Below are 26,528 nucleotides of genomic sequence, written 5' to 3' on the forward strand. Positions count from 1 at the left end.
ATGAGCAAATTCTGGAGTCCCTTCGTCAAGGACCTGGTGCCTTATGTGCCGGGCGAGCAGCCGAAGCTGTCGCGGCTGGTCAAGCTGAACACCAACGAGAATCCCTACGGTCCGTCGCCACAGGCGCTCGCCGCGATGCAGGCGGAACTCAACGACGACCTGCGCCTGTATCCCGATCCCAACGGCGAGCGGTTGAAGCAGGCGGTCGCCGCGCACTACGGCGTACAGGCCAACCAGGTGTTCGTCGGCAACGGCTCCGACGAGGTGCTCGCGCACATTTTCCATGGCCTGTTCCAACACGACCTGCCGCTGCTGTTCCCGGACGTGACCTACAGCTTCTACCCGGTCTATTGCGGCCTGTACGGGATCGCGTACGAGAAGATCGCGCTGGATGAAAGGTTCCGCATCCGCGTCGAAGACTACGCGCGGCCCAACGGCGGGATCATCTTCCCCAATCCGAACGCGCCGACCGGCTGCCTGCTGCCGCTGGACGCCATCGAAGCGATGCTGAAGGCGTCGCCGGATTCGGTGGTGGTGGTCGACGAGGCCTATGTCGACTTCGGTGGCGAGAGCGCCATCGCCCTGGTCGATCGCTACCCGAACCTGCTGGTCACCCAGACGCTGTCCAAGTCGCGCTCCCTGGCCGGCCTGCGGGTCGGCCTGGCGGTCGGCCATGCCGATCTGGTCGAGGCGCTGGAGCGGATCAAGAACAGCTTCAATTCCTATCCGCTGGATCGCCTGGCGATCGCCGGCGCGGCGGCGGCTTTCGAGGACGACGCCTATTTCCGTCGGACCTGCCAGGCAGTGATCGATAGCCGCGAGGCGTTGAGCGCCTCTTTGCAGGCGCTGGGCTTCGAGGTGCTACCGTCGGCCGCCAACTTCGTCTTCGCCCGTCATCCGCGGCACGATGCCGGGCAGATTGCCTCGACCCTGCGCGAGCAGGGAGTGATCGTCCGCCATTTCAAGCAGGCGCGGATCGACCAGTTCCTGCGTATCACCATCGGCAGTCCGGAGCAGAACCAGGCGCTACTGGACGCCCTGCACTTCCTCAAGTGATACGAAAACGGCGCCCGAGGGCGCCGTTTTCAATGGAGGGGATCACTCGCCGCCGTCCTGTTTCTGCTGTGGAGCCGGTGCCGGCGGCGGACGCAGGCCGACCTCGGCGGTCAGGTTGACCTTCTGTCCGTTGCGCAGCACCACGATGCTGATCTTCTGTCCCGGACGGGTGCGCGCCACCTGGTTCATCGAGCGGCGGCCGTCGCTGGCTTCCTGCTTGTCGATGGTCAGGATCACGTCGCCCGGCAGCAGGCCGCCGCGCGCCGCCGGACCGTCGCGATAGACGCCGGCGACGACGATCCCGGCGGTTTCGCCGAGGCCCAGGGACTCCGCCAGTTCCGTGGTCAGCGCCTTGACCTCGACGCCGAGCCAGCCGCGGATCACCTGGCCGTGCTCGATGATCGACTGCATGACCTCCAGGGCCAGCTTGGTCGGGATGGCGAAGCCGATACCCTGGGAGCCGCCGGACTTGGAGAAGATCGCCGTGTTGATGCCGATCAGGTTGCCGGCAGCGTCCACCAGCGCGCCGCCGGAGTTACCGGGGTTGATCGCCGCGTCGGTCTGGATGAAGTCTTCGTAGGTGTTCAGGCCGAGCTGGTTGCGTCCGGTGGCGCTGATGATGCCCATGGTCACGGTCTGGCCGACGCCGAACGGGTTGCCGATGGCGAGGCAGACGTCGCCGGTGCGAATGCCGTCGGAGCGGCCGAGGGTCATCGCCGGCAGGTTCTTAAGGTCGATCTTCAGCACGGCCAGGTCGGTTTCCGGGTCGCTGCCGACCAACTGGGCGATGGTTTCGCGGCCGTCGCGCAAGGCCACGATGATCTGGTCGGCGCCAGCGGTCACGTGGTTGTTGGTCAGCAGGTAGCCTTCCGCGCTCATGATCACTGCCGAGCCGAGGCTCGATTCCATGCGCTTCTGTTGTGGCAGGTTGTCGCCGAAGAAGCGGCGGAACATCGGGTCGTCGAACAATGGGTGGGAGGGCTTGCTGACCATCTTGGTGGTGTACAGGTTGGCCACTGCCGGAGCCGCCCGGCTCACCGCATTGGCATAGGACACCGGGCCTTCCTGCAGGCGGCTGAGCAGAGGCGCCTGCTCGACGTGCACCTCCTGGCGTGGCAGGCCGACCAGCTCGGGGTTGCGCTGGATGATCAGCAGGGCCAGCAGCACGCCGACCAGCACGGGCCAGCCGAGGAAACGCAGGGCCTTGGGCATCGGGACAATCCTTGGGGTTGCGAGGCCGAAAAGCGGCCGATAAGGTGGCGCCCATTATAGGGGGAAGCCGTCCATTAGAGGAGCGGCGCGCCCTGCCTGAATGAAGAGGAATTTGCATGGCTATCGCCCTGAGCACCCTGGTCGAAGAGGCCGACCGTTATCTGGATGCCGCGCGCATCCAGGACTACTGCCCGAACGGCCTGCAGGTCGAGGGCCGGCCGCAGGTGCGGCGGATCGTCAGCGGGGTCACTGCCAGCCAGGCGCTGCTGGATGCCGCCGTGGAGGCCGACGCCGACGTGGTGCTGGTGCATCACGGCTACTTCTGGAAGGGTGAGAATCCCTGCGTGGTCGGCATGAAGCAACGGCGCCTGAAGACCTTGCTGAACAACGATATCAGTCTGCTCGCTTACCACCTCCCGCTGGATCTGCATCCGGAGGTGGGCAACAACGTGCAGCTCGCCCGGCAGCTCGGCTTCGAAGTGGAAGGGCCGTTGGAGCCGGGCAACCCGCGTTCCATCGTCCTCCTCGGTTCGCTTGCCGAGCCGATGCAGCCTGCCGATTTCGCTCGGCATGTGCGCGATGCGCTGGGGCGCGAGCCGCTGCTGGTCGACGCCGGCCAGCCGATCCGACGCATCGCCTGGTGCACCGGCGGCGCCCAGGGTTATATCGACCAGGCGATCGCCGCCGGCGTCGATGCCTACCTGACCGGCGAGGTTTCCGAGCAGACCGTGCACAGCGCGCGGGAGAACGGCATCAGCTTCATCGCCGCCGGACACCACGCCACCGAGCGCTACGGGGTGCAGGCGCTGGGCGACTACCTGGGCAAGCGCTTCGCCATCGAGCACCTGTTCATCGACTGTCCTAATCCTGCCTGACGACGGAGCGGTGACGCACCCGGTCGACCTCCTTGCCCAGTTCCCAGACAGCCATCGCGTAGTGGGTGCTGTGGTTGTAGCGGGTGATCACGTAGAAGTTCGGCAAGCCGTACCAGTACTGGTAGTTCCTGCCCATGTCCAGGCGCAGCAGGCTGGCTTGCCGGTGCCCGCCGAGCGGACCCTGCGGGCGTAGTCCGGCGGAAGCGAGCACGTCCAGCGGGTACAGCGTCTTGAAGCCATCCTCCAGCGAGGGCGCCCGGCCGCTGGCGGGAACCGCCACGCGATCGCCGTTGACCCAGCCGTGCTGCTTGAAATAGTTGGCGACGCTGCCGATCGCGTCACGCGGATTCCACAGGTCGATATGCCCATCGCCGTCGAAGTCCACCGCGTACTTGGTGAATGAAGACGGCATGAACTGGCCGTAGCCCATGGCGCCGGCATAGGAACCGCGCAGGGCCAGCGGGTCGGTGCCTTCCTTGCGCGCCTGGAGGAGGAATTGTTCCAGCTCGCCGCTGAAGAACTCCGCGCGGCGAGGGTAGGAGAAGGACAGGGTGGACAGCGCATCGATGATCCGCGTCTTGCCCATCACCCGCCCCCAGCGGGTTTCCACGCCGATGATGCCGACGATGATCTCCGGCGGCACGCCGTAGACGCGCGATGCCCGTTGCAGGTCGGTTTCGTATTGGTCCCAGAACAGCACGCCGTTCTGTACGTTGCCTGGCGTGACGAACTTCTTCCGGTAGCGCAGCCAGGCGCCGTTCGGTCCGCTGGGTGGGGTATAGGTCGGGGCTTGCCGGTCCATCAGGCGGATCACCCAGTCCAGGCGCTGGGTCTGGGCGAACAGGTCGTGCAGTTGCTGGCGGTTGAAGCCGTGCTGGCTGACCATCCTGTTGATGAAGCGCTGTGCCGCCGGATTGTTCGCGTAATCGCCGCGCAGCGGCAGTATCGGTTGCACCGACTGGCGTACGGGGCGGGGTGAAATGACGGTGCGGGCCTGGGGTTTGGCGGCGGGTTTCGGTGGTGGCGTCGGTTCGCTGCTGCATGCTGAGACCAGAAGGAACAGGGGCAGGGCGAGGGCGGTACGGCGCATCTGGGGTCTTCTTGGCGGAATGACGATGCCCGCTATGCTAGCGCAGTGCCGCTGGCGTACAAGTCGAGCCGCCGAAAGGGGGGCGGACCGTCTGCTCGCTGTCGCGGCGACGGCTTTGTCCGGTCCGGGACGATGCCGTCTCAGCTTTGTCCGCCCGGTCTGCGAAACGCCCCTGGAAAACCTCTCGACGCCAGTGTTTTCGCCGGCTGCAAGGCTGAGCGCTGATGGCTATATGGGTATATTTTTTCGGTATAAATGGCGAATCTTTTAGAGCCTTGCGCTGTGATAGAGTGCGCGTTCGTCTACGGCCCGACGGCCGTCCATAAGCAATTCCGTGAGTAGCCATGGTCGACAAACTGACGCACCTGAAACAGCTGGAGGCGGAAAGCATCCACATCATCCGCGAGGTGGCCGCCGAGTTCGATAACCCGGTGATGCTGTACTCGATCGGCAAGGATTCCGCGGTCATGCTGCACCTGGCCCGCAAGGCCTTCTTCCCCGGCAAGCTGCCCTTCCCGGTGATGCACGTGGACACCCGCTGGAAATTCCAGGAGATGTACAGGTTCCGCGATCGGATGGTCGAGGAAATGGGCCTGGACCTGATCACCCACGTCAACCCGGACGGCGTCGCCCAGGGCATCAACCCGTTCACCCACGGCAGCGCCAAGCACACCGATGTGATGAAGACCGAGGGACTCAAGCAGGCCCTGGACAAGTACGGTTTCGACGCTGCCTTCGGCGGTGCGCGCCGCGACGAGGAGAAGTCGCGGGCCAAGGAACGGGTCTATTCGTTCCGCGACAGCAAGCACCGCTGGGACCCGAAGAACCAGCGTCCCGAGCTGTGGAACATCTACAACGGCAAGGTGAAGAAGGGCGAGTCGATCCGCGTCTTCCCGCTGTCCAACTGGACCGAGCTGGACATCTGGCAATACATCTACCTGGAAGGCATCCCGATCGTCCCGCTGTACTTCGCCGCCGAGCGCGAGGTTATCGAGAAGAACGGCACGCTGATCATGATCGACGACGAGCGCATCCTCGAGCATCTCTCTGACGAAGAGAAAGCCCGCATCGAGAAGCGCATGGTGCGCTTCCGTACCCTCGGCTGCTACCCGCTCACCGGCGCGGTCGAGTCCAGCGCCACCACGCTGCCGGAAATCATCCAGGAAATGCTCCTGACGCGTACTTCCGAACGCCAGGGCCGGGTCATCGACCATGACCAGGCCGGTTCGATGGAAGAAAAGAAACGTCAGGGCTATTTCTGAGGGTACGCAGCATGTCTCATCAATCCGATCTGATCAGCGAGGACATCCTCGCCTACCTGGGGCAGCACGAACGCAAGGAACTGCTGCGCTTCCTTACCTGCGGCAACGTCGATGACGGCAAGAGCACCCTGATCGGGCGCCTGCTGCATGACTCCAAGATGATCTACGAGGATCACCTCGAGGCCATCACCCGCGACTCGAAGAAAGTCGGCACCACGGGCGACGACGTCGACCTGGCGCTGCTGGTCGACGGCCTGCAGGCCGAGCGTGAGCAGGGCATCACCATCGACGTGGCGTACCGCTACTTCAGCACCGCCAAGCGCAAGTTCATCATCGCCGACACGCCCGGCCATGAGCAGTACACCCGCAACATGGCCACCGGTGCCTCGACCTGCGACCTGGCGATCATCCTGATCGATGCCCGCTACGGCGTGCAGACCCAGACCCGCCGGCACAGTTTCATCGCGTCCCTGCTGGGCATCCGGCATATCGTGGTCGCCATCAACAAGATGGACCTGAAGGACTTCGACCAGGGTGTCTTCGAACAGATCAAGGCCGACTACCTGGCCTTTGCCGAGAAGATCGGTCTGAAGACCAGTTCGCTGCACTTCGTGCCGATGTCGGCGCTCAAGGGCGACAACGTGGTCAACAAGTCCGAGCGTTCGCCCTGGTACGCCGGCCAGTCGCTGATGGAAATCCTCGAAACCGTCGAGATCGCCGCCGACCGCAACCTCGATGACATGCGCTTCCCGGTGCAGTACGTGAACCGGCCGAACCTGAACTTCCGCGGTTTCGCCGGCACCCTGGCCAGCGGCGTGGTGCGCAAGGGCGACGAGGTGGTGGCCTTGCCGTCGGGCAAGGGCAGCAAGGTGAAATCCATCGTCACCTTCGAGGGCGAACTGGAGCAGGCCGGTCCCGGCCAGGCCGTCACCCTGACCCTGGAAGACGAGATCGACGTTTCCCGCGGCGACATGCTGGTGCATGCCGACAATCGCCCGCTGGTCACCGACGGTTTCGATGCCATGCTGGTGTGGATGGCCGAGGAGCCGATGCTTCCGGGCAAGAAGTACGATATCAAGCGCGCTACCAGCTATGTGCCGGGTTCGATTCCGAGCATCGTCCACAAGGTGGACGTGAATACCCTGGAGCGGACCCCGGGCAGCGAGCTGAAGCTGAACGAGATCGCCAGGGTCAAGGTCAGCCTGGACGCGCCCATCGCGCTCGATGGCTATGAGCAGAACCGCACCACCGGCGCCTTCATCGTCATCGATCGCCTGACCAACGGCACCGTTGGCGCCGGCATGATCGTCTCCGCTCCGCCGGCGGCCCATGGCAGCAGCGCGCATCACGGTTCGAATGCCCATGTGACGCGCGAGGAGCGTGCCGGCCGCTTCGGCCAGCAGCCGGCGACCGTACTGTTCAGCGGCCTCTCCGGCGCCGGCAAGAGCACCCTGGCCTACGCCGTGGAGCGCAAGCTGTTCGATATGGGCCGAGCGGTCTACGTGCTGGACGGGCAGAACCTGCGCCACGACCTGAACAAGGGGTTGCCGCAGGACCGCGCCGGGCGCACCGAGAACTGGCTGCGTACCGCCCATGTCGCCAAGCAGTTCAACGAGGCCGGGTTGATCAGCCTCTGCGCCTTCGTCGCGCCGAGCGCGGAAGGGCGCGAGCAGGCCAGGGCGCTGATCGGCGCCGAGCGCCTGATCACCGTCTATGTGCAGGCGTCGCCGCAGGTCTGCCGCGAGCGCGATCCCCAGGGGCTGTATGCGGCGGGCGAGGACAATATCCCCGGCGAGTCCTTCCCCTACGACGTGCCGCTGGATGCCGACCTGGTGATCGATACCCAGTCGCTGAGCCTCGAGGACGGCGTGAAGCAGGTGCTCGACCTGTTGCGCGAACGCCAGGCGATCTGATCGTCTCGCAGCCATGAAAAAGCCCCGCGGATGCGGGGCTTTTTCATGGGCGTCGGCAGGTTCGCGCAGCGCGTCAGTACTTGCCTTTCAGGCCGTAGGTGGCGTCGAGGGTGCCGGGGCTGTCCGGGCTCTTCGGCGCATAGTCCTTCGGCACTTCACCGGAGGCCGGCGGAGTCAGGCGCTCGCGGCGCTCGGCCGGGTAGGCCTCGTCGGCATGCAGCGCGGCCAGCAGGCGCTGGCGGGTCTGTTCGTCCAGGGCCAGACGCTGGGCGCCGTCGGAGAGGTGCTCCTGCACGTCCTGGTAGCTCTGGGTCAGCTTCTTCACGAGGCTGGCGGTGGTGTTGAAATGGGTCACGACTTCGCGCTGATAGCTGTCGAAGCGGTCCTGCAGGTCGTCCATCTGGCGTTGCACCTTGTTTGGCGCGGCGTTGGGCAGCAGGCGGGCGATCAGAAAACCGATGGCGACCCCGGCGACCAGGGCGAGGGCCGGCAGCAGCCAGGCGGTGAGCGACTGTTCCACGCGAATCCTTCCTCTATAGACGGCTTTGCTTTACGTTAACGGCTTGAGTCCGAGCTGTATACCACGGCACGCGAGTAAGTGCCTGTGTCGCTTGGAGTAATCTGCTAGACGAGTCGACCCGAGCCGGGGTCACGGAGTTCCTGTTTGTCTACCCGCGAAATCCCTGTATCCATCGATGGCCCCTGCGGGCCGCTGGAAGCCCTGCACCTCGATCTGCCCGATGCCCGCGGCATCGCCCTGGTCTGCCATCCGCACCCGCTGTTCGCCGGCACCATGCAGAACAAGGTGGTCGCCACTCTGCAACGCAGCGCCCGCGATGCCGGCCTGGCGACCCTGCGTTTCAACTTCCGTGGCGTTGGCCAGAGCGCCGGCAGCTATGGCGAGGGGATCGGCGAGATCGACGACGCCGAGGCCGCCGCGCGCTGGTTGCTGGCACGCCATCCGGGGCTGCCGCTGACACTGATGGGCTTTTCCTTCGGCTCCTGCGTCGCCGGCAATCTGGCGGGTCGCCTGGAAGCGGAGGGCGTCGGGCTGGCGCGGCTGTTCATGATCGCGCCGCCGGTGGAGCGCTTCGCGGTCAGCCTGCCTGCGCGCTGCCCGCTGACCGTGGTGCAGCCGGAGGATGACGACGTGGTCACGCCGGCCGCGGTATATGCCTGGAGCGAGTCCCTGGCACGACCGCACGAGCTGTTGCGGGTGGCGGAAAGCGGACATTTCTTCCATGGCAAGCTGATCGATCTGAAGGACCTGTTGCTGCCACGCCTGCAGGACTGACGTTGTCGCGCCGGCCCTGCTACCATCCGGCGCGCCATTCTTTTCTTTGCCTGACATCTGGTATCGCATGACTACTCGTATCCTGACCGGCATCACTCCTACCGGCACTCCGCACCTGGGCAACTACGCCGGCGCCATCCGCCCGGCGATCCTCGCCAGCCGTCGGAGCGACGTGGATTCGTTCTACTTCCTGGCGGACTACCACGCCTTGATCAAGTGCGACGATCCCGCTCGTATCCAGCGCTCGCGCCTGGAAATCGCCGCGACCTGGCTGGCCGGCGGCCTGGACGTCGAGCGTGCGACCTTCTACCGGCAGTCGGACATCCCCGAGATTCCCGAGCTGACCTGGTTGCTCACCTGCGTCAGTGCCAAGGGTCTGCTCAACCGCGCGCATGCCTACAAGGCCGCGGTGGACCGCAATGTCGAGGCCGGCGAAGACCCGGACGCCGGCGTGACCATGGGCCTCTACAGCTATCCGGTGCTGATGGCCGCGGACATCCTGATGTTCAACGCGCACAAGATCCCGGTCGGCCGCGACCAGGTGCAGCACGTGGAGATGGCCCGCGACATCGGCCAGCGTTTCAACCACCTGTTCGGCAACGGCCGCGAGTTCTTCGTCCTGCCCGAAGCGGTGATCGAGGAAAACGTCGCCACCCTGCCGGGCCTGGACGGGCGCAAGATGTCCAAGAGCTACGACAACACCATCCCGCTGTTCAGCCCGTCCAGGCAGCTCAAGGACGCCATCGCACGCATCGTCACCGACTCGCGCGCGCCGGGCGAGCCGAAGGACCCGGACAGTTCGCACCTGTTCCTTCTTTACTCGGCCTTCGCCAGCGCCGAACAGGTCGCCGCGTTCCGCCAGGAACTGCTCGACGGCCTGGCCTGGGGCGAAGCCAAGCAGCGCCTGTTCCAGTTGCTCGACAACGAACTGGGCGAGGCTCGCGAGCGTTACCAGGCGCTGATCGCCAAGCCCGACGATATCGAGGACATTCTCCTCGCCGGCGCCGCCAAGGCGCGCCGCATCGCCACCCCATTCATCGCCGAGTTGCGCGAGGCCGTCGGCCTGCGCTCCCTGCGCGAGCCGCTGAAAAGTACCGAGAGCGGCAAGAAGAAGGCCGCCAAGGCTGCGCGCCTGGTCAGCTTCCGCGACGACGACGGCAGCTTCCGCTTCCGCCTGCTGGACGCCGCCGGCGAACAGCTGCTGCTGTCCCGCGCCTTCGCCGACGGCAAGGCCGCCGGTGCGGTGAGCAAGCGCCTGCTGGCTGGCGAGACTGCTGACCTGCGGGCCGAGGGCAATGCCTTTGGCCTGTGGCTGGATGGCGAGGCGGTGGCGCAGAGCCCGGCCTTCGCCGACGCCGCCGCCCGTGACGCCGCCATCGAGCGCACCCGCGAAGCGCTGGCGCCGCAGGAGTAGGCCTCCCCGGTGCATCCTCGACGGATGGCCGATTGCCAAGAGACGGGGTCGTCGCTAAAGTGACGGCCCCGTTTTCGTTGCATTGCTACCGATCATGACGCCCCTCGAGCGCTACCAGGCCGATCTCCAACGCCCCGATTTCTTCCACGATGCCGCACAGGCGAATGCCGTGAAGCATCTGCAACGCCTCTACGATGACCTGGTCGCCGCCGACCACGCCAAGCCCGGCCTGTTCGGCAAGCTGCTCGGCAGGAAGTCCGGCGGGCCGGTGAAGGGCCTGTATTTCTGGGGCGGCGTCGGCCGTGGCAAGACCTACCTGGTGGACACTTTCTTCGAGTCGCTGCCGTTCGAGCAGAAGGTGCGCACGCACTTCCACCGCTTCATGAAGCGGGTGCACGAAGAACTGAAGACCCTCAAGGGCGAGAAGAACCCGCTGACCATCATCGGCAAGCGCTTCGCCGACGAGGCGCGGGTGATCTGCTTCGACGAATTCTTCGTCTCCGACATCACCGATGCGATGATCCTCGCCACCCTGCTGGAAGAGCTGTTCAAGAACGGCGTGAGCCTGGTGGCGACCTCCAACATCGTGCCGGACGGCCTGTACAAGGACGGCCTGCAACGCGCCCGTTTCCTGCCGGCGATCGCCCTGCTCAAGGAGCATACCGAGATCGTCAACGTCGATAGCGGCGTCGACTATCGCCTGCGCGCGCTGGAGCAGGCCGAGCTGTTCCACTGGCCGCTCAGCGAACAGGTCGAGGAGGAGATGGCGCGCAGCTTCAAGGCCCTGACCCCGGACTGCGCCAAGGCCCAGCGCGACGAGGCGCTGATGATCGAGAACCGCGAGATCCGCGCGCGCCTGACCTGCGACGACGTGGCCTGGTTCGAATTCCGCGAGCTGTGCGACGGCCCGCGCAGCCAGAACGACTACATCGAGCTGGCGAAGATTTTCCACGCCGTGCTGATCTCCAACGTCGAGCAGATGGGCGTCACCAAGGACGACATGGCGCGGCGTTTCATCAACCTGGTGGATGAGTTCTACGACCGCAGCGTCAAGCTGATCATCTCCGCCGAGGTCGAGCTAAAGGATCTCTACAGCGGCGGCCGGCTGGAGTTCGAATTCCAGCGCACCCTCAGTCGTCTGCTGGAAATGCAGTCCCACGAATACCTGACGCGTCCGCACCGGCCCTGATCCGGGGCGGAAACGAGAAAGGGGTTGCCGATGGCAACCCCTTTTTTCATGGACGCGCGGCGTTTCAGCGCTGCGCGGTGTTCTGCTCGAAGCCGGCGAGGAGCTTCTTCGCATGGGCCACTTCGAGGGCTTCCATGGCGTTGATCGGCTTGATCGCCACGGCCTGCTTCAGTTGGGCGATGGCCTTCTCCCGCTCGTCGTCGCCGTATACGTAGGTCAGCGCGTTGGCGTACTCGTAGTGGCCGATCGGCAGGTCGTTGGCCTGGCGGAAGGAGCGGGCGAAGTACTGTTCCATCTTGTCGGCGCTGACCCCGTAGGTCATCTTGCCGACCAGCTTGCCGACCTTGCGGATCACTCCCGCCTCGTAGCCGCCGTAGAGCGCCAGGGCGAACGGCTGGTTGGGTTGCCTGGCCAGGAGGGCGTCCAGTTCCTTGGGGATTTCGCTGGTATAGCCGCGCTTGAGCACTACCGGTACCGATAGCTCCTCGGCCAGGCGCGCCTTGGCGTAGACGCTGCCGAACTGGGCGACGATATCGGCCTTGACCAGCGGGCCGGCCTGTTCGGTGTAGTCGATGACCTCTTCGAGCAGGCGCTGTTTCTCCGCCTGGTCGGGAGCCAGGAACATGGCGTAGAGCACCTGGGCGAACATCGCCGGTACCTGGCCGCCGACTCCCAGGGCCAGTCCCTGCTCCTTGGCCTTGGCGTAGTCGCCGCGGAACAGCAGGCGCCAGACATCCTGCAGGCGCGCCGCATATTGCGCGGCCTCTTCCGGCTTGCCGGTGAAGCCGGTGCCGGCCTTCACGGTCTTTTCCAGGGCATCCGGATGGGCGGTCGCCATGTTCACCACCCAGTCGGCGTCCGGATAGGGATAGTCGCCGAAGCCGCGGGTCAGGCGCGGCCAGGCTTCCTTCAACTTGTCGCCTGGATAGTCATAGGCGCTCTGGTCGTAGGGGAAGGCTTTCCAGTTGTCGGCGGCCATAGCATTCATACCGAAGAGGGCCAGGAAGGCGAGCAGATAAAGGCGCATGGCAAAGGTCCGTTCTTGTCGTTGTTCGGAACGCCCGCGTCTGCGGCGGGCCTGCGGGTTCATGAGAACCCGCGAAGGCCGACCTGGCTACCTATCCTAGGTTCTGTAGGGAAAGCGCCGGCGCCGATGCCGTTCGGGCAGGCCCGGCGATGTCCGGCTCAGCTTTCCTTCTGCATGAACTGGCGACGGTAATGGTGGGGAGAGAGTTCGGTGTGCTGGCGGAACAGGCGGGCGAAGAAGCTGGCGTCGTCGTAGCCGACCTCGTAGCTGATCGTCTTGATGCTCTTGCGCGTGCTCGAGAGCATGCCCTTGGCGGTCTCGATCCGCAGTCGCTGCAGGTAGTGCAGCGGCTTGTCGCCGGTAGCGGCCTGGAAGCGCCGCATGAAGTTGCGGATGCTCATGCCGTGGTCGCGGGCGACGTCCTCGAAACGGAACTTGTCGGCGAAGTGGTCTTCCAGCCATTGCTGGATCTGCAGGATCGTCGGGTCATGGTGCAGCTTCTGTCCGCCGAAGCCGATACGCCCTGGGGTGTAGCTGCGCTGTACTTCGTAGAGGGTATCCCGGGCCACCGCCTGGGCCACCGATCCGCCGCAGAAACGCTCGATCAGATAGATGTAGAGGTCGCAGGCGGAGGTGACGCCGCTGGCGCAGAACAGGTCGTCGGCATCGGTCAGGTGCTTCTCCTGGTTGAGCAGCACGTTCGGGAAGCGTTCGGCGAATTCCCGATAGAAGCGCCAGTAGGTGGTCGCTTCCTTGCCATCCAGCAGGCCTGCCTGGGCCAGCCAGAAAACCCCGGTCGCCTCGCCGCAGAGGGCGGTTCCCTCGGCATGGCTGCGGCGCAACCAGGGAACGATTTGCGGATAGCGCCGTTCGAGCGCGTCGAAGTCGCCCCAGAAGGCGGGCAGGACCACTATATCGCAGGCGGCGAGGGGACCGTCGACGGCGATGCTGTCGCCGCTGAAGCTGCGTACCGGCTGGCCGTCGGGGCTGAGGATGCGGGTGCGGAAGGCCGGCTGGAGACCGAGGCCCTGCTGCTTGCCGTGGCGCAGGCTGGCCATGTGGAAGAAGTCCTTGGCCTGCATCAGGGTCGAGGCGAAGACGCCGTCGATGGCGACGATGCCGACATGTTTCAGCACCGGAGCGGATTGAGCGCGCATGGATTTTTATCGTTGTTGTGAGTAAGGGAAAGCGGTCAAAAGGCGGCTGGATCGTCTTATTTTTTGGCGCAACTGTCCAGTGCGTCGGTCGGGGCATTTCCCTACAGTCGAAGACCTGCCGCGTGCAGCCAACCCGATCCCAGACCGTTTCCAGGTGACCACGATGATACCGAGAACCCTGTTCAGCTCCGACCACGAACTGTTTCGCGACAGCGTGCGCAAGTTCCTCGAACAGGAAGCCGTGCCTTTCCATCACCAATGGGAAAAGGATGGGCATGTCGACCGCGCGCTCTGGAACAAGGCCGGCGAGGCCGGAATGCTCTGTTCGCACCTGCCGGAAGAGTATGGCGGGATGGGCGCGGACTTCCTCTACAGCGCCGTGGTCATCGAAGAGATCGGTCGGGCCGGCCTGACCGGGATCGGTTTCTCCCTGCATTCGGACATCGCTGCGCCCTACATCCTCCACTACGGCAGCGAGGCGCTGAAGCGCAAGTACCTGCCGAAGCTGGTATCCGGCGAGATGGTCGGGGCCATCGCCATGACCGAGCCGGGGGCCGGTTCCGACCTGCAAGGGGTGAAGACCACGGCGGTACTGGATGGCGACGAGTACGTCATCAATGGCTCGAAGACCTTCATCACCAACGGCTTCCTCGCCGACCTGGTGATCGTGGTGGCGAAGACCGATCCGAAGGCTGGCGCCAAGGGCATAAGCCTGTTCGTGGTCGAGGCGGGTACGCCGGGCTTCAGCAAGGGCAAGCGCCTGGAGAAGGTCGGGATGAAGGCCCAGGACACCTCCGAGCTGTTCTTCCAGGATGTGCGGATTCCCCGGGAGAACCTGCTCGGCAAGGACGGCCAGGGATTCATCTACCTGATGCAGGAGCTGCCGCAGGAGCGCCTGACCGTCGGTATCGGCGCGCTGGCGTCGGCCGAGGCGGCCCTGCAATGGACGCTCGACTACACTCGCGAGCGCAAGGCGTTCGGCAAGTCGGTGGCGGACTTCCAGAATACCCGCTTCAAGCTTGCCGAGATGGCTACCGAGATCCAGGTCGGCCGGGTCTTCGTCGATCGCTGCATGGAGCTGCATCTCCAGGGCAAGCTGGACGTACCCACCGCCGCCATGTGCAAGTACTGGACGACGGACCTGCAATGCAAGGTGCTCGACGAATGCGTGCAGTTGCACGGCGGCTACGGCTTCATGTGGGAATATCCGGTGGCGCGGGCCTGGGCCGATGCCCGGGTACAGCGGATCTACGCCGGTACCAACGAGATCATGAAGGAGATCATCGCGCGGGCCCTGTGAGGCGCTCCTGGCCACCGGGAGGGGCGAACGACCGCATCGCGCGGTTGTCCGCCGAACCCGCGGCAGCGCCAGGCCCCTGGAGCCTCAGGGAGCCGGGTTCGGTTGCTCCCGGTGGATCGCATCGATACCGGCGAGTACCTCCTCGTCCAGCCTCAGGTCGACGCTGCCGAGATTGGCTTCCAGCTGTTCCAGCGAGGTCGCGCCGATGATGTTGCTGGTCACGAACGGCCGCGAGGTGACGTAGGCCAGTGCCATCTGCGCCGGTTCCAGTCCATGTTCGCGGGCCAGCGCCACGTAGCGCGCGCAGGCCGCTTCCGCCTGCGGGTTGGTGTAGCGGGTGAAGCGGCTGTAGAGACTGATGCGCGCGTTGGCCGGGCGGGCGCCGTCCGCGTACTTGCCGGAAAGCATGCCGAAGGCCATCGGCGAGTAGGCCAACAGGCCGCACTGCTCGCGGATGGCGATTTCCGCCAGGCCCACCTCGAAGCTGCGGTTGAGCAGGTTGTAGGGGTTCTGGATCGATACCGCGCGCGGCCAGCCGCGCTCCTCGGCGAGCCTGAGGAAGGTCATGGTGCCCCAGGGTGTCTCGTTGGACAGGCCGATGTGGCGGATCTTGCCGGCGCGCACCTGCTCGTCGAGCACTTCCAGGGTTTCCTCCAGCGGTGTGAAGCTCTCTTCCTGGTGCTGGTAGCCGAGCTGGCCGAAGAAGTTGGTCCGCCGCTCCGGCCAGTGCAACTGGTAGAGGTCCAGCCAGTCTGTCTGCAGGCGCTCCAGGCTGGCATCGAGGGCGGCGACGATGTGCTGGCGGTTGAACTTGAGGTTGCCGTCGCGCACATGGCTGATGCCGTTGCCGGGGCCGGCGATCTTGCTGGCGAGGATCCAGTCGGCGCGGTCGCCGCTGCGGCGGAACCAGTTGCCGATGATGCGCTCGGTGCTGGCGTAGGTCTCGGCGCGGGGCGGCACCGGATACATTTCGGCGGTATCCATGAAATTGATCCCGGCGGCCTTGGCCCTGGCGATCTGGGCGAAGGCGTCCTGCTCGCTGTTCTGCTCGCCCCAGGTCATGGTGCCGAGGCAGAGGGCGCTGACTTTCAGATCGGTGCGGCCGAGCGGGCGATACTCCATGCGGGTGTCCTCGTGAAATTAAGTGGTTAATGCGGTTGTAAATTCTGGCGAAATCTGCATAATTCCGCAGCCTTTCATCGGTGGGGGATGCCAAGCCTGCCGATCGATGTATCTAGTCGTTACGGACGCACACCGACCCGAGCCCCAATTCGTGTCTGTTTTCGGCTGTCCTTGACTTGTCAAGGCAACCACTGTCCAGTAAGATTCGCCGTCTTATTTTCAGGCGGCCCCTGAGGCTATAACGAATGAAAACCTATACCGCGAAACCGGAAACTGTACAGCGCGACTGGTTCGTCGTCGACGCTGCCGGCCAGACCCTGGGTCGTCTGGCGACCGAAATTGCCCGCCGCCTGCGTGGCAAGCACAAGCCTGAGTACACTCCGCACGTTGACACCGGCGACTACATCGTCGTCATCAACGCCGAGCAGGTGCGTGTGACCGGTGCCAAGACCACCGACAAGATGTACTACCACCACTCCGGCTTCCCGGGCGGCATCAAGTCGATCAACTTCGAGAAGCTGATCGCCAAGGCCCCTGAGCGCGTCATCGAGACCGCTGTAAAAGGCATGCTGCCGAAGAACCCTCTGGGTCGCGATATGTATCGCAAGCTGAAGGTGTACAAGGGTGCCAGCCACCCGCACACCGCTCAGCAGCCCCAAGAACTGAAGATTTAACGGGATAGCTCATTATGTCGGCGACTCAAAATTACGGCACTGGCCGTCGTAAGACCGCTACCGCTCGCGTCTTCCTGCGTCCGGGTACTGGCAAGATTTCCATCAACAACCGTGGTCTCGATCAGTTCTTCGGTCGTGAAACCGCTCGCATGGTCGTGCGTCAGCCGCTCGAGCTGACCGAGACCGTCGAGAAGTTCGACATCTTCGTTACCGTCGTTGGCGGTGGCGTAAGCGGTCAGGCCGGTGCGATCCGTCACGGCATCACCCGTGCCCTGATCGAGTACGACGAAACCCTGCGTAGCTCGCTGCGCAAGGCCGGCTACGTGACTCGCGATGCCCGTGAAGTCGAGCGTAAGAAAGTCGGTCTGCGTAAAGCGCGTAAGCGTCCGCAGTACTCCAAGCGTTAATTCGACGCTTGCTGAAAAACGCCCACCTCTTCGGAGCTGGGCGTTTTTTTATGTCTACGCTTTAACTCTGCGGCAAGGTGTCGCATGGCCGAAGGGCGCGCCCTACAAGGGTTTCGGGCGTTTTGTGTCAGGCTATTACCTTGTCATCAAAGGGGGTTTTCTTTACCATTTGGCGAATTTTTTGCGCGGCTCGAATTTTTACTTAAAGGCCTGATTAGAACAGGTCTGAAGCTGATGGGAGACGACTGAATGAGTAATGACGGCGTGAATGCAGGCCGGCGTCGCTTCCTCGTCGCGGCCACCTCTGTGGTTGGCGCGGCGGGAGCGGTGGGTGCTGCGGTCCCGTTCGTAGGGTCATGGTTCCCCAGTGCCAAAGCCAAGGCTGCTGGCGCGCCGGTGCAGGTGAACGTGGGCAAGATCGATCCAGGTCAGCAGATCATCGCTGAATGGCGCGGCAAGCCTGTATTCATCGTGCACCGCACGAAGGAGATGCTGGACGCCCTGCCGAGCCTCGAAGGACAACTGGCCGACCCGGACTCCAAGGCCTCGGAGCAGCCGGAGTACGTCGATCCCAAGCTTCGCTCGATCAAGCCGGAACTGGCGGTGATCGTCGGCATCTGCACCCACCTGGGCTGCTCGCCGACCTTCCGTCCCGAAGTCGCCCCCGCCGACCTCGGTCCGGACTGGAAGGGTGGCTACTTCTGCCCTTGCCACGGCTCCCACTACGACCTCGCCGGTCGTGTCTACAAAGGCCAGCCAGCGCCGCTGAACCTGCCGATTCCGCCTTATACGTTCGATGCTGACGACGTCATCACCATCGGCGTGGACCAGGAGAAAGCCTGATGAACAAGTTCATGGCTTGGGTCGATGCGCGTTTTCCCGCGACCAAGATGTGGGAAGACCATCTGAGCAAGTACTACGCACCGAAGAACTTCAACTTCTGGTATTTCTTCGGTTCCCTGGCGCTGCTGGTGCTGGTCAACCAGATCCTCACCGGCATCTGGCTGACCATGAGCTTCACGCCGTCGGCCGAAGAGGCGTTCGCTTCCGTCGAATACATCATGCGCGATGTCGACTACGGCTGGATCATTCGCTACATGCACTCCACCGGTGCATCGGCGTTCTTCATCGTGGTCTACCTGCACATGTTCCGCGGCCTGCTCTACGGCTCCTATCAGAAGCCGCGCGAGCTGGTGTGGATCTTCGGCATGCTGATCTACCTGGCGCTGATGGCCGAGGCCTTCATGGGCTACCTGCTGCCTTGGGGTCAGATGTCCTACTGGGGCGCCCAGGTGATCATTTCCCTGTTCGGCGCGATTCCGGTGGTCGGCGAAGACCTGGCCCAGTGGATCCGCGGTGACTTCCTGATCTCCGGCATCACCCTGAACCGCTTCTTCGCCCTGCATGTGATCGCCCTGCCGATCGTCCTGCTCGGCCTGGTCGTGCTGCACATCCTGGCGCTGCACGAAGTCGGTTCGAACAACCCGGACGGCGTTGACATCAAGAAGAAGAAGGACGAGAACGGCGTACCGCTGGACGGCATCGCGTTCCATCCGTACTACACCGTGAAGGATATCGTCGGTGTGGTGGTGTTCCTGTTCATCTTCTGCACCGTGATCTTCTTCTTCCCGGAAATGGGCGGCTACTTCCTCGAGAAGCCCAACTTCGAGATGGCCAACCAGTTCAAGACCCCCGAGCACATCGCTCCGGTCTGGTACTTCACCCCGTTCTACGCGATCCTCCGCGCGGTTCCGGACAAGCTGATGGGCGTGGTGGCGATGGGGGCGGCGATCGCCGTGCTGTTCGTCCTGCCGTGGCTGGATCGCAGCCCGGTTCGCTCGATCCGCTACAAGGGCTGGCTGAGCAAGCTGTGGCTGGTGATCTTCGCGGTGTCCTTCGTGATCCTCGGCTACTACGGCGCCCAGGCTCCGAGCCCGCTGGGTACTACCCTGTCGCGCGTTTGCACCGTCCTGTATTTCGCCTTCTTCATCCTGATGCCGTTCTACACCCGGATGGAGAAGACCAAACCGGTTCCGGAAAGGGTGACTGGCTGATGAAAAAGCAATTCGCTGCACTGATTCTGGCGGTACTGCCAGTCCTGGGTTTCGCCGCTGGCGGCCATGGGCCGCAACTGGATCATGTCGACATCGACCTGACCGACAAGGCGGCCATGCAGGATGGCGCGCGTACCTTCGCCAACTACTGCATGGGCTGCCATAGCGCCAAGTTCCAGCGTTACGAGCGTGTCGCCACCGACCTGGGCATTCCTACCGATCTGATGATGGAGAAGCTGGTGTTCACCGGCGCCAAGATCGGCGACCACATGGACATCGGCATGAAGCCGGCCGACGCCAAGACCTGGTTCGGCGCTGCTCCGCCGGACCTGACCCTGGTTGCCCGCGTACGCGGCACCGACTGGCTGTATAGCTACCTGCGCTCGTTCTACGAGGATCCCAAGCGTCCGTGGGGCGTGAACAACGTGATCTTCCCCAACGTCGGCATGCCGAACGTCCTGGCGCCCCTGCAGGGACGCCAGGTGATCGGCTGCAAGCAGGTACAGGTGGTCGAGGATGGCAAGAAGCAGTTCGATCCGTTGACCGGTACCCCGCTGACTCACGAAGCTTGTGACCAGTTGACCGTGGTGCCGAAGACCGGCGAGCTGAACGAAGCCCAGTTCGACGAGAAGGTCAAGAACCTGGTGACCTTCCTGGCCTATTCGGCCAACCCGAACAAGCTGGCCTCCGAGCGTATCGGTACCTACGTCCTGCTCTACCTGGCCTTCTTCTTCGTATTCGCCTATCTCCTCAAGCGCGAGTACTGGAAGGACGTGCACTAACCCGCACGTTGGTCTTCGAAGCGCGCGCCCTACGGGGCGCGCGCGTCTTTTCACCTCCCACAAGTCGACCTGCGAGGAGGGCTCCATGGCTTCAATCAACAAGCTGACCTGCTATTCCGACCCTGCCGATCATTACTGCCATCGCATCCGCCTGGTCCTGGCCGAGAAGAACGTGGCGGTAGAGGTGATCGATATCGAGGCGGGCCGCTGTCCGCCGATGCTGGCGGAGGTCAACCCCTACGGCAGCGTACCGACCCTGGTCGATCGCGACCTGGCGCTGTACGAGCCGACGGTGGTCATGGAATACCTCGACGAACGCTATCCGCATCCGCCGCTGCTGCCCGATTATCCGGTGAAGCGTGCCAACAGCCGCCTGTTGATCCATCGTATCCAGCGGGACTGGTGTTCCCTGGTGGACCGGATCCTGGATGCGCGCAGCAAGGAGGCCGAGCGGGTCCAGGCGCGCAAGGAGTTGCGCGAGAGCCTGACCGGGGTTTCCCCGCTGTTCGCCGACAAGGCATATTTCCTCAGCGAGGATTTCAGCCTGGTGGATTGCTGCCTGTTGCCGATCCTCTGGCGTCTGCCGCTGCTGGGCATCGAGTTGCCGCGGCAGGCCAAGCCGTTGCTCGACTACATGGAGCGCGGATTCGCCCGGGAAAGCTTCCGGGCCAGCCTGTCTTCCGTTGAACGAGATATGCGTTAAGGAACATGAAGATGAATTCCAGCCGTCCCTATCTGGTCCGCGCGCTCTATGAATGGATCGTCGACAACGATTGCACGCCACATATCCTGGTGAACGCAGAGTTCGCCGGGGTAAAGGTGCCTCCGGGTTATGCCAGCGATGGGCAGATCGTGCTCAATGTCTCGCCCTCTGCCGTGCGGCATCTGCACATGGACAACGAGGCGGTCAGCTTCGAGGGGCGTTTCGGCGGCGTGGCGCAGAGCCTGTACATTCCAGCGCTGGCGGTAATGGCCATCTACGCCCGGGAAAACGGCCAGGGCATGGTCTTCGATCTGGAGCAGCCGGGTCCGGTGGACGACGAGCCGGGCGATGACGATGGCGGACCGTCCGATGAGCCGCCGCGTCCCAGTGGCAGGCCATCCCTGAAGGTGGTCAAGTAAACGGCGAGCAATGAAAAAGGCGATCGAAGGATCGCCTTTTTTCGTTCGCTGTTCTTCAGTTTATGTATTCGAACAGCTTGACGATCTTCTGCACCCCGTCGACGCCCTGGGCGACGCGGACAGCCTGGGCGGCTTCCTGCTGGTTGACCAGGCCCATCATGTAGACGATGCCGTTCTCGGTGACCACCTTGATCCGCGACGAGGGCACGTTGGGATCGCTGAGCATCTGGGTCTTCAGCTTGGTGGTGATCCAGGCGTCGTTGTTGCGGGCGAGCAGGGAGGAGGGCGAGGTCACCTGCAGTTCGTTATGCACGTTCTTGACCTTCTGCACCGTGCGTGCGGCCTGCTCGGCCTTGCTCTTGAGGTCGGCGCGCGGGGTCTGGCCGGCGATCAGCACGATGCCGTTGTAGCTGACCACGACGATGTGAGAGTCCTTGTCCAGGGCCGGATCGGCCTTGGCGATGTTCACCGCGGCCTTGGTCTCGATCAGCGAGTCGTCGATCTTGCTGCCGATGGTTCGGGTCCCGCGATCGTCGTCGATCGGTTTGTCCCGGGTGGCGCTGAGGAAACTGCTGCAGCCTCCCAGAGCCAGGCTCAGGGCCAGGGTGGCGGCGACGAAGGCGGTACGGCTCATTCTTCACTCCCGAACAGTTGGCGGTCGATCAGGTCGCAGAGGCAGTGGATGGCCAGCAGGTGGACTTCCTGGATGCGTGCGGTGATCTTGGAAGGAACGCGGATCTCCACGTCTTCCGGCAGCAGCAGCGAAGCCATGCCGCCACCGTCGCGGCCGGTCAGGGCGACCACCAGCATCTCGCGGTCGTGGGCAGCCTGGATGGCCTGGATCACGTTGGCCGAATTGCCGCTGGTGGAAATCGCCAGCAGGACGTCGCCCGGCTGGCCCAGGGCGCGGATCTGCTTGGAGAAGACTTCGTTGTAGCTGTAGTCGTTGGCGATCGAGGTGATGGTCGAGCTGTCGGTGGTCAGGGCCACGGCCGGCAGGCTCGGACGTTCGCGCTCGAAGCGGTTGAGCAGTTCGGAGGAGAAGTGCTGGGCATCGCCGGCCGAGCCGCCATTGCCGCAGGAGAGGATCTTGCCCTCGTTGAGCAGCGCATTGACCATCACCAGGCTGGCTTGCTCGATATAGGGAGGCAGTACTTCCAGCGCCTGCTGCTTGGTCTCGATGCTGGCCTGGAAGAGCTGGCGGATACGGTGTTGCATGTCCATCGGTAATGACCTTCGGTGGGGCGGCTGATCAGGCGTCGAATGCGTTCTGAATCCAGTCCAGTCGCGGTGGTGATTGTCCGTCGCTGGTATCGACGGTGACCACATCGAAGCGACAGGGGCGTTTGGCCCAGCGCGCCTCCTGTTGCAGAAAAAGTTCGGCGGAGAGAATCAGGCGTTGCCGCTTGCGCGCGTCGATGCTCTCCAGGGCTCCGCCCCAGGCGCGATGCCGGCGGGAGCGGACTTCGACGAATACTACTGTATCGCCGTCGAGCATGACCAGATCGAGCTCTCCGCGGCGACAAGTCCAATTCTTGCCAAGTGTGGCAAGGCCCTGTCGCCGTAGATGGGCGCAGGCCAGTTCCTCGGCCTGGCGCCCCTTGTCCCGGGAGCTTTCCCTATCGCTCAAAAGCTGGTGGTCCCCAGCGGCTGGACCTGGCCATTGCGGAATTCGGCCCATTGCAACTGGCGTTCGATGCGCTGGGTCGGATTCAGGCTCAGGGTACCGGTCAGGCCGTCGATCTGCAGGCTCGGCACGGCCTTCAGTTCAGGCAGACGCGGAGCGAGGCGGTAGGCGTCGACGCCCATGGCGTAGAGGCGGCCCATGCTGCCGTTGGCCTGGGGCCATTGGGCGGCGACCTGCTGGCGGGTCGGGTCGCTGGGGTTGAGCAGCCACGGGGTCTCGCAGAAGCGGATGCCGTTGAGGTCCTGGTCCTGGGTCGGGTTGTTGGTCCCGGTGTAGAGGTGCGAAGTGGCGTAGACCGGAAGGTCGCCGGCGTACTGGAAGGCCAGGGTCGGCTTGATCTGGCGGGCCTGCTGCGGGGTGGCGGCGAGGAACACGAAGTCGATGTCCTGGCGGCGCGACGGCTGGGTGGCGATCTGGCTGCCGAGGGCGCCCTGCAGGCGCTGGGCGCGGCCTTCGCTCTGGCGCAGTTGCAGCAGGTCGGCGATCTGTTGCGCCAGTTGTACCGGCTGGTCGACATGCTCGGCGGCGATCAGGCTGCCGCCCGCGGACTGCCAGCTCTGGCTGAAGGCGGCCAGCACGCGGTCGCCCCATTCGCCGCGCGGCACCAGCGCCACGGCCCGGCGCATGCCGTCGCCCCAGGCCCGGCTGGCCACCGCGCGCGCTTCGTCCTCGGCGGCGAGGCCGAACTGGAACAGCTGCGCCGGGCCTTCCTGGCTGTTGTCGCTGTAGTTGAGTGCGAGGGTGGTGATCGGTAGTTGCTCGCGGCTGGCGAGTTGCTTGACCAGCGGCTTCTCCAGTGGACCGACGACCAGTTCGACGCCATCGGCCTGGGCCTGGCGGTAGAAGTCATCTAGCGAGCGCACCTGGGTACTGTCGTAGAGTTTGATCGAAGGAGGGTTCTGGCCGGCCTGCTGGGCCTGGAAGTGGGCGGCGAGGAAGCCGTCCTGCAGGGCCCGGGCGACGTTGGCCAACTGCCCCTGCTGGGGTAGCAGGAGGGCGATGCGGGTCAGCGGCTGCTGGGACAGCGTCTTGAGTTTCTCCAGCGCCGCCGGCAAGTGCTTGGCCGCCGGGTGCTCGGGGTTCTGCTGTTGCCAGCTCTCGATGCTGGCCTGCTGTTGCTGCAGGGTCGGCGAGGTCTTGGTGATGCGTGCCAGGGCCAGCCAGCCACTGAGGTCGCCTTCGTTGGCGCTCGGTTGCAACTGGTCGACCGGCAGGCTGCTGACCAGGGTCCAGATCTTTTCCTGGTTCTCGATCACCGCCGGGCCCTCGAGCAGCGGGGCGAAGTAGATGCGCTCCTTGGCTGCGGCAAGGACCTGGCCGTCGGCGGCGAGGGCCTGGGCCTTGGCGCGCTGGGTACGAACCTGCTGGGTCACCGGCAGCTCGCTGAGATGCTGCATGCTCGGATGCTGCAATGCCTGCAGGGCGGCCTTGGGCTTGCTGCGGGCGAGGGCCAGTTCGGCGTTCAGGGTACTGGCGAAGACCTGCTGGGCCGGCTTCAGGCTTTCCAGCGGGATCTGTCCCAGGATGGCGGTGGACCTGGCGAGGTCCTTCTGCTGGTAGGCAAGGTCCGCTGCCGAGAGGCGCAGCAGCGCCGCTTCCTCGGGCTTGCTCTGGCTGGCCTGTTGCAACAACTGCTCGATGCTGGCATTCGGCGTACGGGGAAGTTCGCCCAGTCCGGAATTGGACGAGGTCGCGCAGGCGGTCAGCAGACCGGCCAGGATCAGAGCAGAAAGCGGACGCAGGCAAGCGATCATATAGGGCTTCTCATGGCGCATTCACGAAGAGTCGCCGATTGTACCGGAGGCCCGCCTCGGGTGCGATGGCGGCACCCTGAATCGCGATACAATGCCGCCTTTTCAGATAGCTCCCGAGGTATTTTCGTGTCAGCAGGCACTCTGTTCGTAGTGGCGACCCCGATCGGCAATCTCGACGACATCACCCCGCGCGCCCTGCGGGTGCTGCGGGAGGTGGCCCTGGTGGCTGCGGAGGATACCCGCCATTCGATCCGGCTGTTCCAGCACTTCGGCATCGAGACGCCATTGGCGGCCTGCCACGAGCACAACGAGCGCGAGGAGGGCGGGCGCTTCATCTCCCGGCTGCAGGGGGGGGAGGACGTCGCGCTGATCTCGGACGCCGGTACCCCGCTGATTTCCGATCCCGGCTTCCACCTGGTGCGCCAGGCACAGGCGCTGGGTATCCGGGTGGTCCCGGTGCCGGGCTCCTGCGCGCTGATCGCGGCGCTGTCGGCGGCGGGATTGCCGTCGGACCGGTTCATCTTCGAAGGTTTCCTGCCCGCCAAGGCTGCGGGACGACGCAGCCGCCTCCAGGCGGTACAGGAAGAGCCACGCACGCTGATTTTCTACGAGGCGCCCCATCGTCTGCTGGAAAGCCTGGCGGACATGCGCGATGTGTTCGGCGGGGAGCGCCGTGCGGTGCTGGCGCGGGAGCTGAGCAAGACCTTCGAGACCATTCGCAGCCTGCCGTTGGCCGAACTGCATGATTGGGTCGCGTCGGACAGCAACCAGCAGCGCGGCGAGTGCGTTGTGCTGGTGGCGGGGTGGCAGGCGCCGGAAGGCGAGGAGTCGATCGGTGCAGAGGCGCTCAGGGTGCTCGACCTGCTGCTTGCCGAGCTGCCGTTGAAGAAAGCCGCGGCGCTGGCGGCGGAAATCACCGGGGTGCGAAAAAACCTTTTGTATCAACAGGCTTTGCAACGCCAAGGGAAGAGTTGAGCTTGTTCTTCGCGCCTGCTCCCGCTAACCTTGTCGGCGGAGAGTCGATTGGACAGTCGCTGTCGCGCAATAGCGCGGTGGAGGAAAGTCCGGGCTCCATAGGGCAGAGTGCCAGGTAACGCCTGGGAGGCGCGAGCCTACGGAAAGTGCCACAGAAAATAACCGCCTAAGCGCAACAGCGCCGGTAAGGGTGAAAAGGTGCGGTAAGAGCGCACCGCACGGCTGGCAACAGTGCGTGGCTAGGTAAACCCCACTCGGAGCAAGACCAAATAGGAATCCATTGGCGCGGCCCGCGTTGGATTCGGGTAGGTCGCTTGAGGCGTACAGTGATGTGCGTCCCAGAGGAATGGCTGTCCTCGACAGAACCCGGCTTATAGATCGACTCTCCCACTTCTTCCCACTCTCTTCGCTTTTTCCCGGTTTTATCCGTCCGTCGCAAAAGCGAAAAGCCGCAACTCTTGATAAATCACTTTAAGTTCGAAGGCTAAGACTTTGGGCTTATTGTGTTTTGTCATCTCTTTTACTTCTAAAAGCGCTCCGCAACCTTCCAAAAGCACGCTAAATCTCCGTCCTGTAAGGATTTTTCACTTCTGACGCGCCTTGACGGTGGGGAGTGTGGATTTCTATAGTGTGCAGAAGTGGTATGAAGTGGGTAAAAGTGGGATCAATTGGCATGGAAAGCCAACCACAGGGGAAGCGCTGACGTGTTTCGCGGAGCTAATGCCATAAGTCTTGACGCCAAAGGGCGCCTCGCGATGCCGAGTCGGTATCGTGACGAGCTCGTTTCGCGTTGTGCCGGCCAGCTCATCGTCACTATCGACGCAGTCGACCCCTGCCTCACCGTTTACCCCTTGCCCGAATGGGAACTGATCGAAGCCAAGCTGCGCGAGCTGCCTTCTTTGCGAGAAGAAACGCGGCGCCTGCAGCGGCTGCTGATCGGTAATGCCGTCGATCTGGAACTGGACGGAAACGGGCGTTTCCTGATTCCGCCGCGCCTGCGCGAGTACGCCAAGCTGGACAAGCGGGCGATGCTGGTGGGGCAACTGAACAAGTTTCAGTTGTGGGATGAGGATGCCTGGAACGCCATGGCTGAAGCCGACCTGGCGGCAATCAAACAACCCGGTGGGCTGCCGGACGAACTACGCGACCTGATCCTTTGACT

The 26,528-nt window shown here is 64.0% G+C and carries 27 protein-coding genes and 1 other RNA gene; 18 read left to right on the forward strand and 10 right to left on the reverse strand.

The features are described from left to right. Positions 1-1,056 (forward strand): histidinol-phosphate transaminase, encoded by a 1,056-nt coding sequence (gene hisC / locus FOC67_RS02860; RefSeq protein ID WP_023100218.1) that lies wholly within the window; start codon positions 1-3, stop codon positions 1,054-1,056. A 42-nt stretch (positions 1,057-1,098) separates the two neighbouring features. On the opposite strand, the gene algW is transcribed toward hisC, so the two are convergent. Then, the gene (algW, locus tag FOC67_RS02865) at positions 1,099-2,268 is read right to left on the reverse strand and encodes a Do family serine endopeptidase AlgW (protein ID WP_009315929.1); all 1,170 of its coding nucleotides are present in this window, start codon (positions 2,266-2,268) and stop codon (positions 1,099-1,101) included. Positions 2,269-2,384: 116 nt separating this feature from the next. On the opposite strand from algW, the gene FOC67_RS02870 reads away from it, so the two are divergent. Continuing rightward, on the forward strand, positions 2,385-3,143 hold the full coding sequence (locus FOC67_RS02870) for a Nif3-like dinuclear metal center hexameric protein (RefSeq protein ID WP_003094318.1): 759 nt from the start codon (positions 2,385-2,387) through the stop codon (positions 3,141-3,143). On the opposite strand, the gene mltB is transcribed toward FOC67_RS02870, so the two are convergent. Then, positions 3,130-4,233, reverse strand: a complete 1,104-nt coding sequence (mltB, locus tag FOC67_RS02875; protein ID WP_009315930.1) for a lytic murein transglycosylase B — start codon at positions 4,231-4,233, stop codon at positions 3,130-3,132. The two genes, FOC67_RS02870 and mltB, sit on opposite strands and share 14 nt — an antisense overlap. Before the next feature lie 344 nt (positions 4,234-4,577). Here mltB and cysD point away from each other — a divergent pair, with 344 nt between their 5' ends. Together cysD and cysN are read left to right on the forward strand one after the other, a co-directional pair. Further along, a complete protein-coding gene (gene cysD, locus FOC67_RS02880; protein WP_003094311.1) occupies positions 4,578-5,495 on the forward strand; it encodes a sulfate adenylyltransferase subunit CysD in 918 nt (305 codons plus the stop codon). An 11-nt stretch (positions 5,496-5,506) separates the two neighbouring features. Next, a complete protein-coding gene (gene cysN / locus FOC67_RS02885; protein WP_009315932.1) occupies positions 5,507-7,408 on the forward strand; it encodes a sulfate adenylyltransferase subunit CysN in 1,902 nt (633 codons plus the stop codon). A gap of 73 nt (positions 7,409-7,481) precedes the next feature. On the opposite strand, the gene FOC67_RS02890 is transcribed toward cysN, so the two are convergent. Beyond that, entirely contained in the window at positions 7,482-7,928 is a 447-nt protein-coding gene (locus tag FOC67_RS02890) for a YhcB family protein (protein WP_003094304.1), read from the reverse strand. A gap of 144 nt (positions 7,929-8,072) precedes the next feature. Between FOC67_RS02890 and FOC67_RS02895 the strand changes: the two genes are divergently transcribed. The 3 genes from FOC67_RS02895 (at position 8,073) to zapE (ending at position 11,305) form a co-directional block, all read left to right on the forward strand. Next, positions 8,073-8,702 carry an alpha/beta hydrolase gene (locus FOC67_RS02895; protein ID WP_003094302.1) on the forward strand — a complete coding sequence of 210 codons (630 nt, stop codon included), beginning with the start codon at positions 8,073-8,075 and terminating at the stop codon, positions 8,700-8,702. Positions 8,703-8,769: 67 nt separating this feature from the next. Then, on the forward strand, positions 8,770-10,116 hold the full coding sequence (locus FOC67_RS02900; RefSeq protein ID WP_003094300.1) for a tryptophan--tRNA ligase: 1,347 nt from the start codon (positions 8,770-8,772) through the stop codon (positions 10,114-10,116). A gap of 94 nt (positions 10,117-10,210) precedes the next feature. Then, positions 10,211-11,305 (forward strand): cell division protein ZapE, encoded by a 1,095-nt coding sequence (gene zapE, locus FOC67_RS02905; RefSeq protein ID WP_003094297.1) that lies wholly within the window; start codon positions 10,211-10,213, stop codon positions 11,303-11,305. Positions 11,306-11,369: 64 nt separating this feature from the next. On the opposite strand, the gene FOC67_RS02910 is transcribed toward zapE, so the two are convergent. Together FOC67_RS02910 and FOC67_RS02915 are read right to left on the reverse strand one after the other, a co-directional pair. Beyond that, complete coding sequence (locus FOC67_RS02910) at positions 11,370-12,332, reverse strand: hypothetical protein (protein WP_003110032.1); 963 nt, start codon at positions 12,330-12,332, stop codon at positions 11,370-11,372. Between the two features lie 158 nt (positions 12,333-12,490). After that, a complete protein-coding gene (locus FOC67_RS02915; protein ID WP_003120906.1) occupies positions 12,491-13,390 on the reverse strand; it encodes a GlxA family transcriptional regulator in 900 nt (299 codons plus the stop codon). A 253-nt stretch (positions 13,391-13,643) separates the two neighbouring features. On the opposite strand from FOC67_RS02915, the gene FOC67_RS02920 reads away from it, so the two are divergent. After that, positions 13,644-14,789 carry an acyl-CoA dehydrogenase family protein gene (locus FOC67_RS02920; RefSeq protein ID WP_171946555.1) on the forward strand — a complete coding sequence of 382 codons (1,146 nt, stop codon included), beginning with the start codon at positions 13,644-13,646 and terminating at the stop codon, positions 14,787-14,789. Between the two features lie 84 nt (positions 14,790-14,873). On the opposite strand, the gene FOC67_RS02925 is transcribed toward FOC67_RS02920, so the two are convergent. Continuing rightward, positions 14,874-15,911 (reverse strand): NADP(H)-dependent aldo-keto reductase, encoded by a 1,038-nt coding sequence (locus tag FOC67_RS02925; RefSeq protein ID WP_003111840.1) that lies wholly within the window; start codon positions 15,909-15,911, stop codon positions 14,874-14,876. Positions 15,912-16,156: 245 nt separating this feature from the next. Here FOC67_RS02925 and rplM point away from each other — a divergent pair, with 245 nt between their 5' ends. The 7 genes from rplM to FOC67_RS02960 all read left to right on the forward strand — a co-directional run bounded on the left by rplM (position 16,157) and on the right by FOC67_RS02960 (position 20,950). Beyond that, the gene (rplM, locus tag FOC67_RS02930) at positions 16,157-16,585 is read left to right on the forward strand and encodes a 50S ribosomal protein L13 (protein WP_003094164.1); all 429 of its coding nucleotides are present in this window, start codon (positions 16,157-16,159) and stop codon (positions 16,583-16,585) included. Positions 16,586-16,599: 14 nt separating this feature from the next. Continuing rightward, on the forward strand, positions 16,600-16,992 hold the full coding sequence (rpsI, locus tag FOC67_RS02935) for a 30S ribosomal protein S9 (RefSeq protein ID WP_003098810.1): 393 nt from the start codon (positions 16,600-16,602) through the stop codon (positions 16,990-16,992). A 249-nt stretch (positions 16,993-17,241) separates the two neighbouring features. After that, positions 17,242-17,835: a ubiquinol-cytochrome c reductase iron-sulfur subunit gene (gene petA / locus FOC67_RS02940; protein ID WP_003100631.1), complete on the forward strand. Its 594-nt coding sequence runs from the start codon at positions 17,242-17,244 to the stop codon at positions 17,833-17,835. Then, positions 17,835-19,046, forward strand: a complete 1,212-nt coding sequence (locus tag FOC67_RS02945; protein WP_003094159.1) for a cytochrome bc complex cytochrome b subunit — start codon at positions 17,835-17,837, stop codon at positions 19,044-19,046. Before petA ends, FOC67_RS02945 begins: the two co-directional genes overlap by 1 nt. Beyond that, positions 19,046-19,828 carry a cytochrome c1 gene (locus tag FOC67_RS02950; RefSeq protein WP_003455493.1) on the forward strand — a complete coding sequence of 261 codons (783 nt, stop codon included), beginning with the start codon at positions 19,046-19,048 and terminating at the stop codon, positions 19,826-19,828. The genes FOC67_RS02945 and FOC67_RS02950 overlap by 1 nt, the downstream gene beginning before the upstream one ends. A gap of 85 nt (positions 19,829-19,913) precedes the next feature. Then, positions 19,914-20,531 carry a glutathione S-transferase N-terminal domain-containing protein gene (locus tag FOC67_RS02955; RefSeq protein WP_003094155.1) on the forward strand — a complete coding sequence of 206 codons (618 nt, stop codon included), beginning with the start codon at positions 19,914-19,916 and terminating at the stop codon, positions 20,529-20,531. Positions 20,532-20,542: 11 nt separating this feature from the next. After that, on the forward strand, positions 20,543-20,950 hold the full coding sequence (locus FOC67_RS02960; RefSeq protein WP_003094153.1) for a ClpXP protease specificity-enhancing factor: 408 nt from the start codon (positions 20,543-20,545) through the stop codon (positions 20,948-20,950). 55 nt (positions 20,951-21,005) lie between these two features. On the opposite strand, the gene FOC67_RS02965 is transcribed toward FOC67_RS02960, so the two are convergent. From FOC67_RS02965 to FOC67_RS02980, 4 genes are read right to left on the reverse strand one after another with little or no spacing between them, the layout of a single operon-like run. Beyond that, on the reverse strand, positions 21,006-21,584 hold the full coding sequence (locus FOC67_RS02965; protein ID WP_003094151.1) for a BON domain-containing protein: 579 nt from the start codon (positions 21,582-21,584) through the stop codon (positions 21,006-21,008). After that, complete coding sequence (locus FOC67_RS02970) at positions 21,581-22,174, reverse strand: phosphoheptose isomerase (RefSeq protein WP_003094149.1); 594 nt, start codon at positions 22,172-22,174, stop codon at positions 21,581-21,583. Before FOC67_RS02970 ends, FOC67_RS02965 begins: the two co-directional genes overlap by 4 nt. A 28-nt stretch (positions 22,175-22,202) precedes the next feature. After that, complete coding sequence (locus tag FOC67_RS02975) at positions 22,203-22,580, reverse strand: YraN family protein (protein WP_031627741.1); 378 nt, start codon at positions 22,578-22,580, stop codon at positions 22,203-22,205. Continuing rightward, on the reverse strand, positions 22,577-24,391 hold the full coding sequence (locus FOC67_RS02980) for a penicillin-binding protein activator (RefSeq protein WP_009315940.1): 1,815 nt from the start codon (positions 24,389-24,391) through the stop codon (positions 22,577-22,579). Before FOC67_RS02980 ends, FOC67_RS02975 begins: the two co-directional genes overlap by 4 nt. Before the next feature lie 126 nt (positions 24,392-24,517). Here FOC67_RS02980 and rsmI point away from each other — a divergent pair, with 126 nt between their 5' ends. The 3 genes from rsmI to mraZ all read left to right on the forward strand — a co-directional run bounded on the left by rsmI (position 24,518) and on the right by mraZ (position 26,526). Next, positions 24,518-25,366, forward strand: a complete 849-nt coding sequence (gene rsmI / locus FOC67_RS02985) for a 16S rRNA (cytidine(1402)-2'-O)-methyltransferase (RefSeq protein WP_003134739.1) — start codon at positions 24,518-24,520, stop codon at positions 25,364-25,366. A gap of 40 nt (positions 25,367-25,406) precedes the next feature. Continuing rightward, positions 25,407-25,756, forward strand: an RNA gene (gene rnpB, locus FOC67_RS02990) — RNase P RNA component class A. Positions 25,757-26,070: 314 nt separating this feature from the next. Beyond that, on the forward strand, positions 26,071-26,526 hold the full coding sequence (gene mraZ / locus FOC67_RS02995; protein ID WP_003103101.1) for a division/cell wall cluster transcriptional repressor MraZ: 456 nt from the start codon (positions 26,071-26,073) through the stop codon (positions 26,524-26,526). The last annotated feature ends 2 nt before the right edge of the window (positions 26,527-26,528 follow it).

It is taken from the genome of Pseudomonas sp. FDAARGOS_761 (assembly GCF_013343155.1).
Taxonomy (GTDB): Bacteria; Pseudomonadota; Gammaproteobacteria; order Pseudomonadales; family Pseudomonadaceae; genus Pseudomonas; species Pseudomonas aeruginosa.

Bases quoted from the DNA above. Each gene is read 5' to 3' on its own strand.
- hisC (WP_023100218.1), top strand. From the start codon at position 1: ATGAGCAAATTCTGGAGTCCCTTCGTCAAGGACCTGGTGCCTTATGTG.
- algW (WP_009315929.1), bottom strand. From the start codon at position 2,268: ATGCCCAAGGCCCTGCGTTTCCTCGGCTGGCCCGTGCTGGTCGGCGTG.
- FOC67_RS02870 (WP_003094318.1), top strand. From the start codon at position 2,385: ATGGCTATCGCCCTGAGCACCCTGGTCGAAGAGGCCGACCGTTATCTG.
- mltB (WP_009315930.1), bottom strand. From the start codon at position 4,233: ATGCGCCGTACCGCCCTCGCCCTGCCCCTGTTCCTTCTGGTCTCAGCA.
- cysD (WP_003094311.1), top strand. From the start codon at position 4,578: ATGGTCGACAAACTGACGCACCTGAAACAGCTGGAGGCGGAAAGCATC.
- cysN (WP_009315932.1), top strand. From the start codon at position 5,507: ATGTCTCATCAATCCGATCTGATCAGCGAGGACATCCTCGCCTACCTG.
- FOC67_RS02900 (WP_003094300.1), top strand. From the start codon at position 8,770: ATGACTACTCGTATCCTGACCGGCATCACTCCTACCGGCACTCCGCAC.
- zapE (WP_003094297.1), top strand. From the start codon at position 10,211: ATGACGCCCCTCGAGCGCTACCAGGCCGATCTCCAACGCCCCGATTTC.
- FOC67_RS02910 (WP_003110032.1), bottom strand. From the start codon at position 12,332: ATGCGCCTTTATCTGCTCGCCTTCCTGGCCCTCTTCGGTATGAATGCT.
- FOC67_RS02915 (WP_003120906.1), bottom strand. From the start codon at position 13,390: ATGGCCAGCCTGCGCCACGGCAAGCAGCAGGGCCTCGGTCTCCAGCCG.
- FOC67_RS02925 (WP_003111840.1), bottom strand. From the start codon at position 15,911: ATGGAGTATCGCCCGCTCGGCCGCACCGATCTGAAAGTCAGCGCCCTC.
- rplM (WP_003094164.1), top strand. From the start codon at position 16,157: ATGAAAACCTATACCGCGAAACCGGAAACTGTACAGCGCGACTGGTTC.
- rpsI (WP_003098810.1), top strand. From the start codon at position 16,600: ATGTCGGCGACTCAAAATTACGGCACTGGCCGTCGTAAGACCGCTACC.
- petA (WP_003100631.1), top strand. From the start codon at position 17,242: ATGAGTAATGACGGCGTGAATGCAGGCCGGCGTCGCTTCCTCGTCGCG.
- FOC67_RS02945 (WP_003094159.1), top strand. From the start codon at position 17,835: ATGAACAAGTTCATGGCTTGGGTCGATGCGCGTTTTCCCGCGACCAAG.
- FOC67_RS02950 (WP_003455493.1), top strand. From the start codon at position 19,046: ATGAAAAAGCAATTCGCTGCACTGATTCTGGCGGTACTGCCAGTCCTG.
- FOC67_RS02955 (WP_003094155.1), top strand. From the start codon at position 19,914: ATGGCTTCAATCAACAAGCTGACCTGCTATTCCGACCCTGCCGATCAT.
- FOC67_RS02960 (WP_003094153.1), top strand. From the start codon at position 20,543: ATGAATTCCAGCCGTCCCTATCTGGTCCGCGCGCTCTATGAATGGATC.
- FOC67_RS02965 (WP_003094151.1), bottom strand. From the start codon at position 21,584: ATGAGCCGTACCGCCTTCGTCGCCGCCACCCTGGCCCTGAGCCTGGCT.
- FOC67_RS02970 (WP_003094149.1), bottom strand. From the start codon at position 22,174: ATGGACATGCAACACCGTATCCGCCAGCTCTTCCAGGCCAGCATCGAG.
- FOC67_RS02980 (WP_009315940.1), bottom strand. From the start codon at position 24,391: ATGATCGCTTGCCTGCGTCCGCTTTCTGCTCTGATCCTGGCCGGTCTG.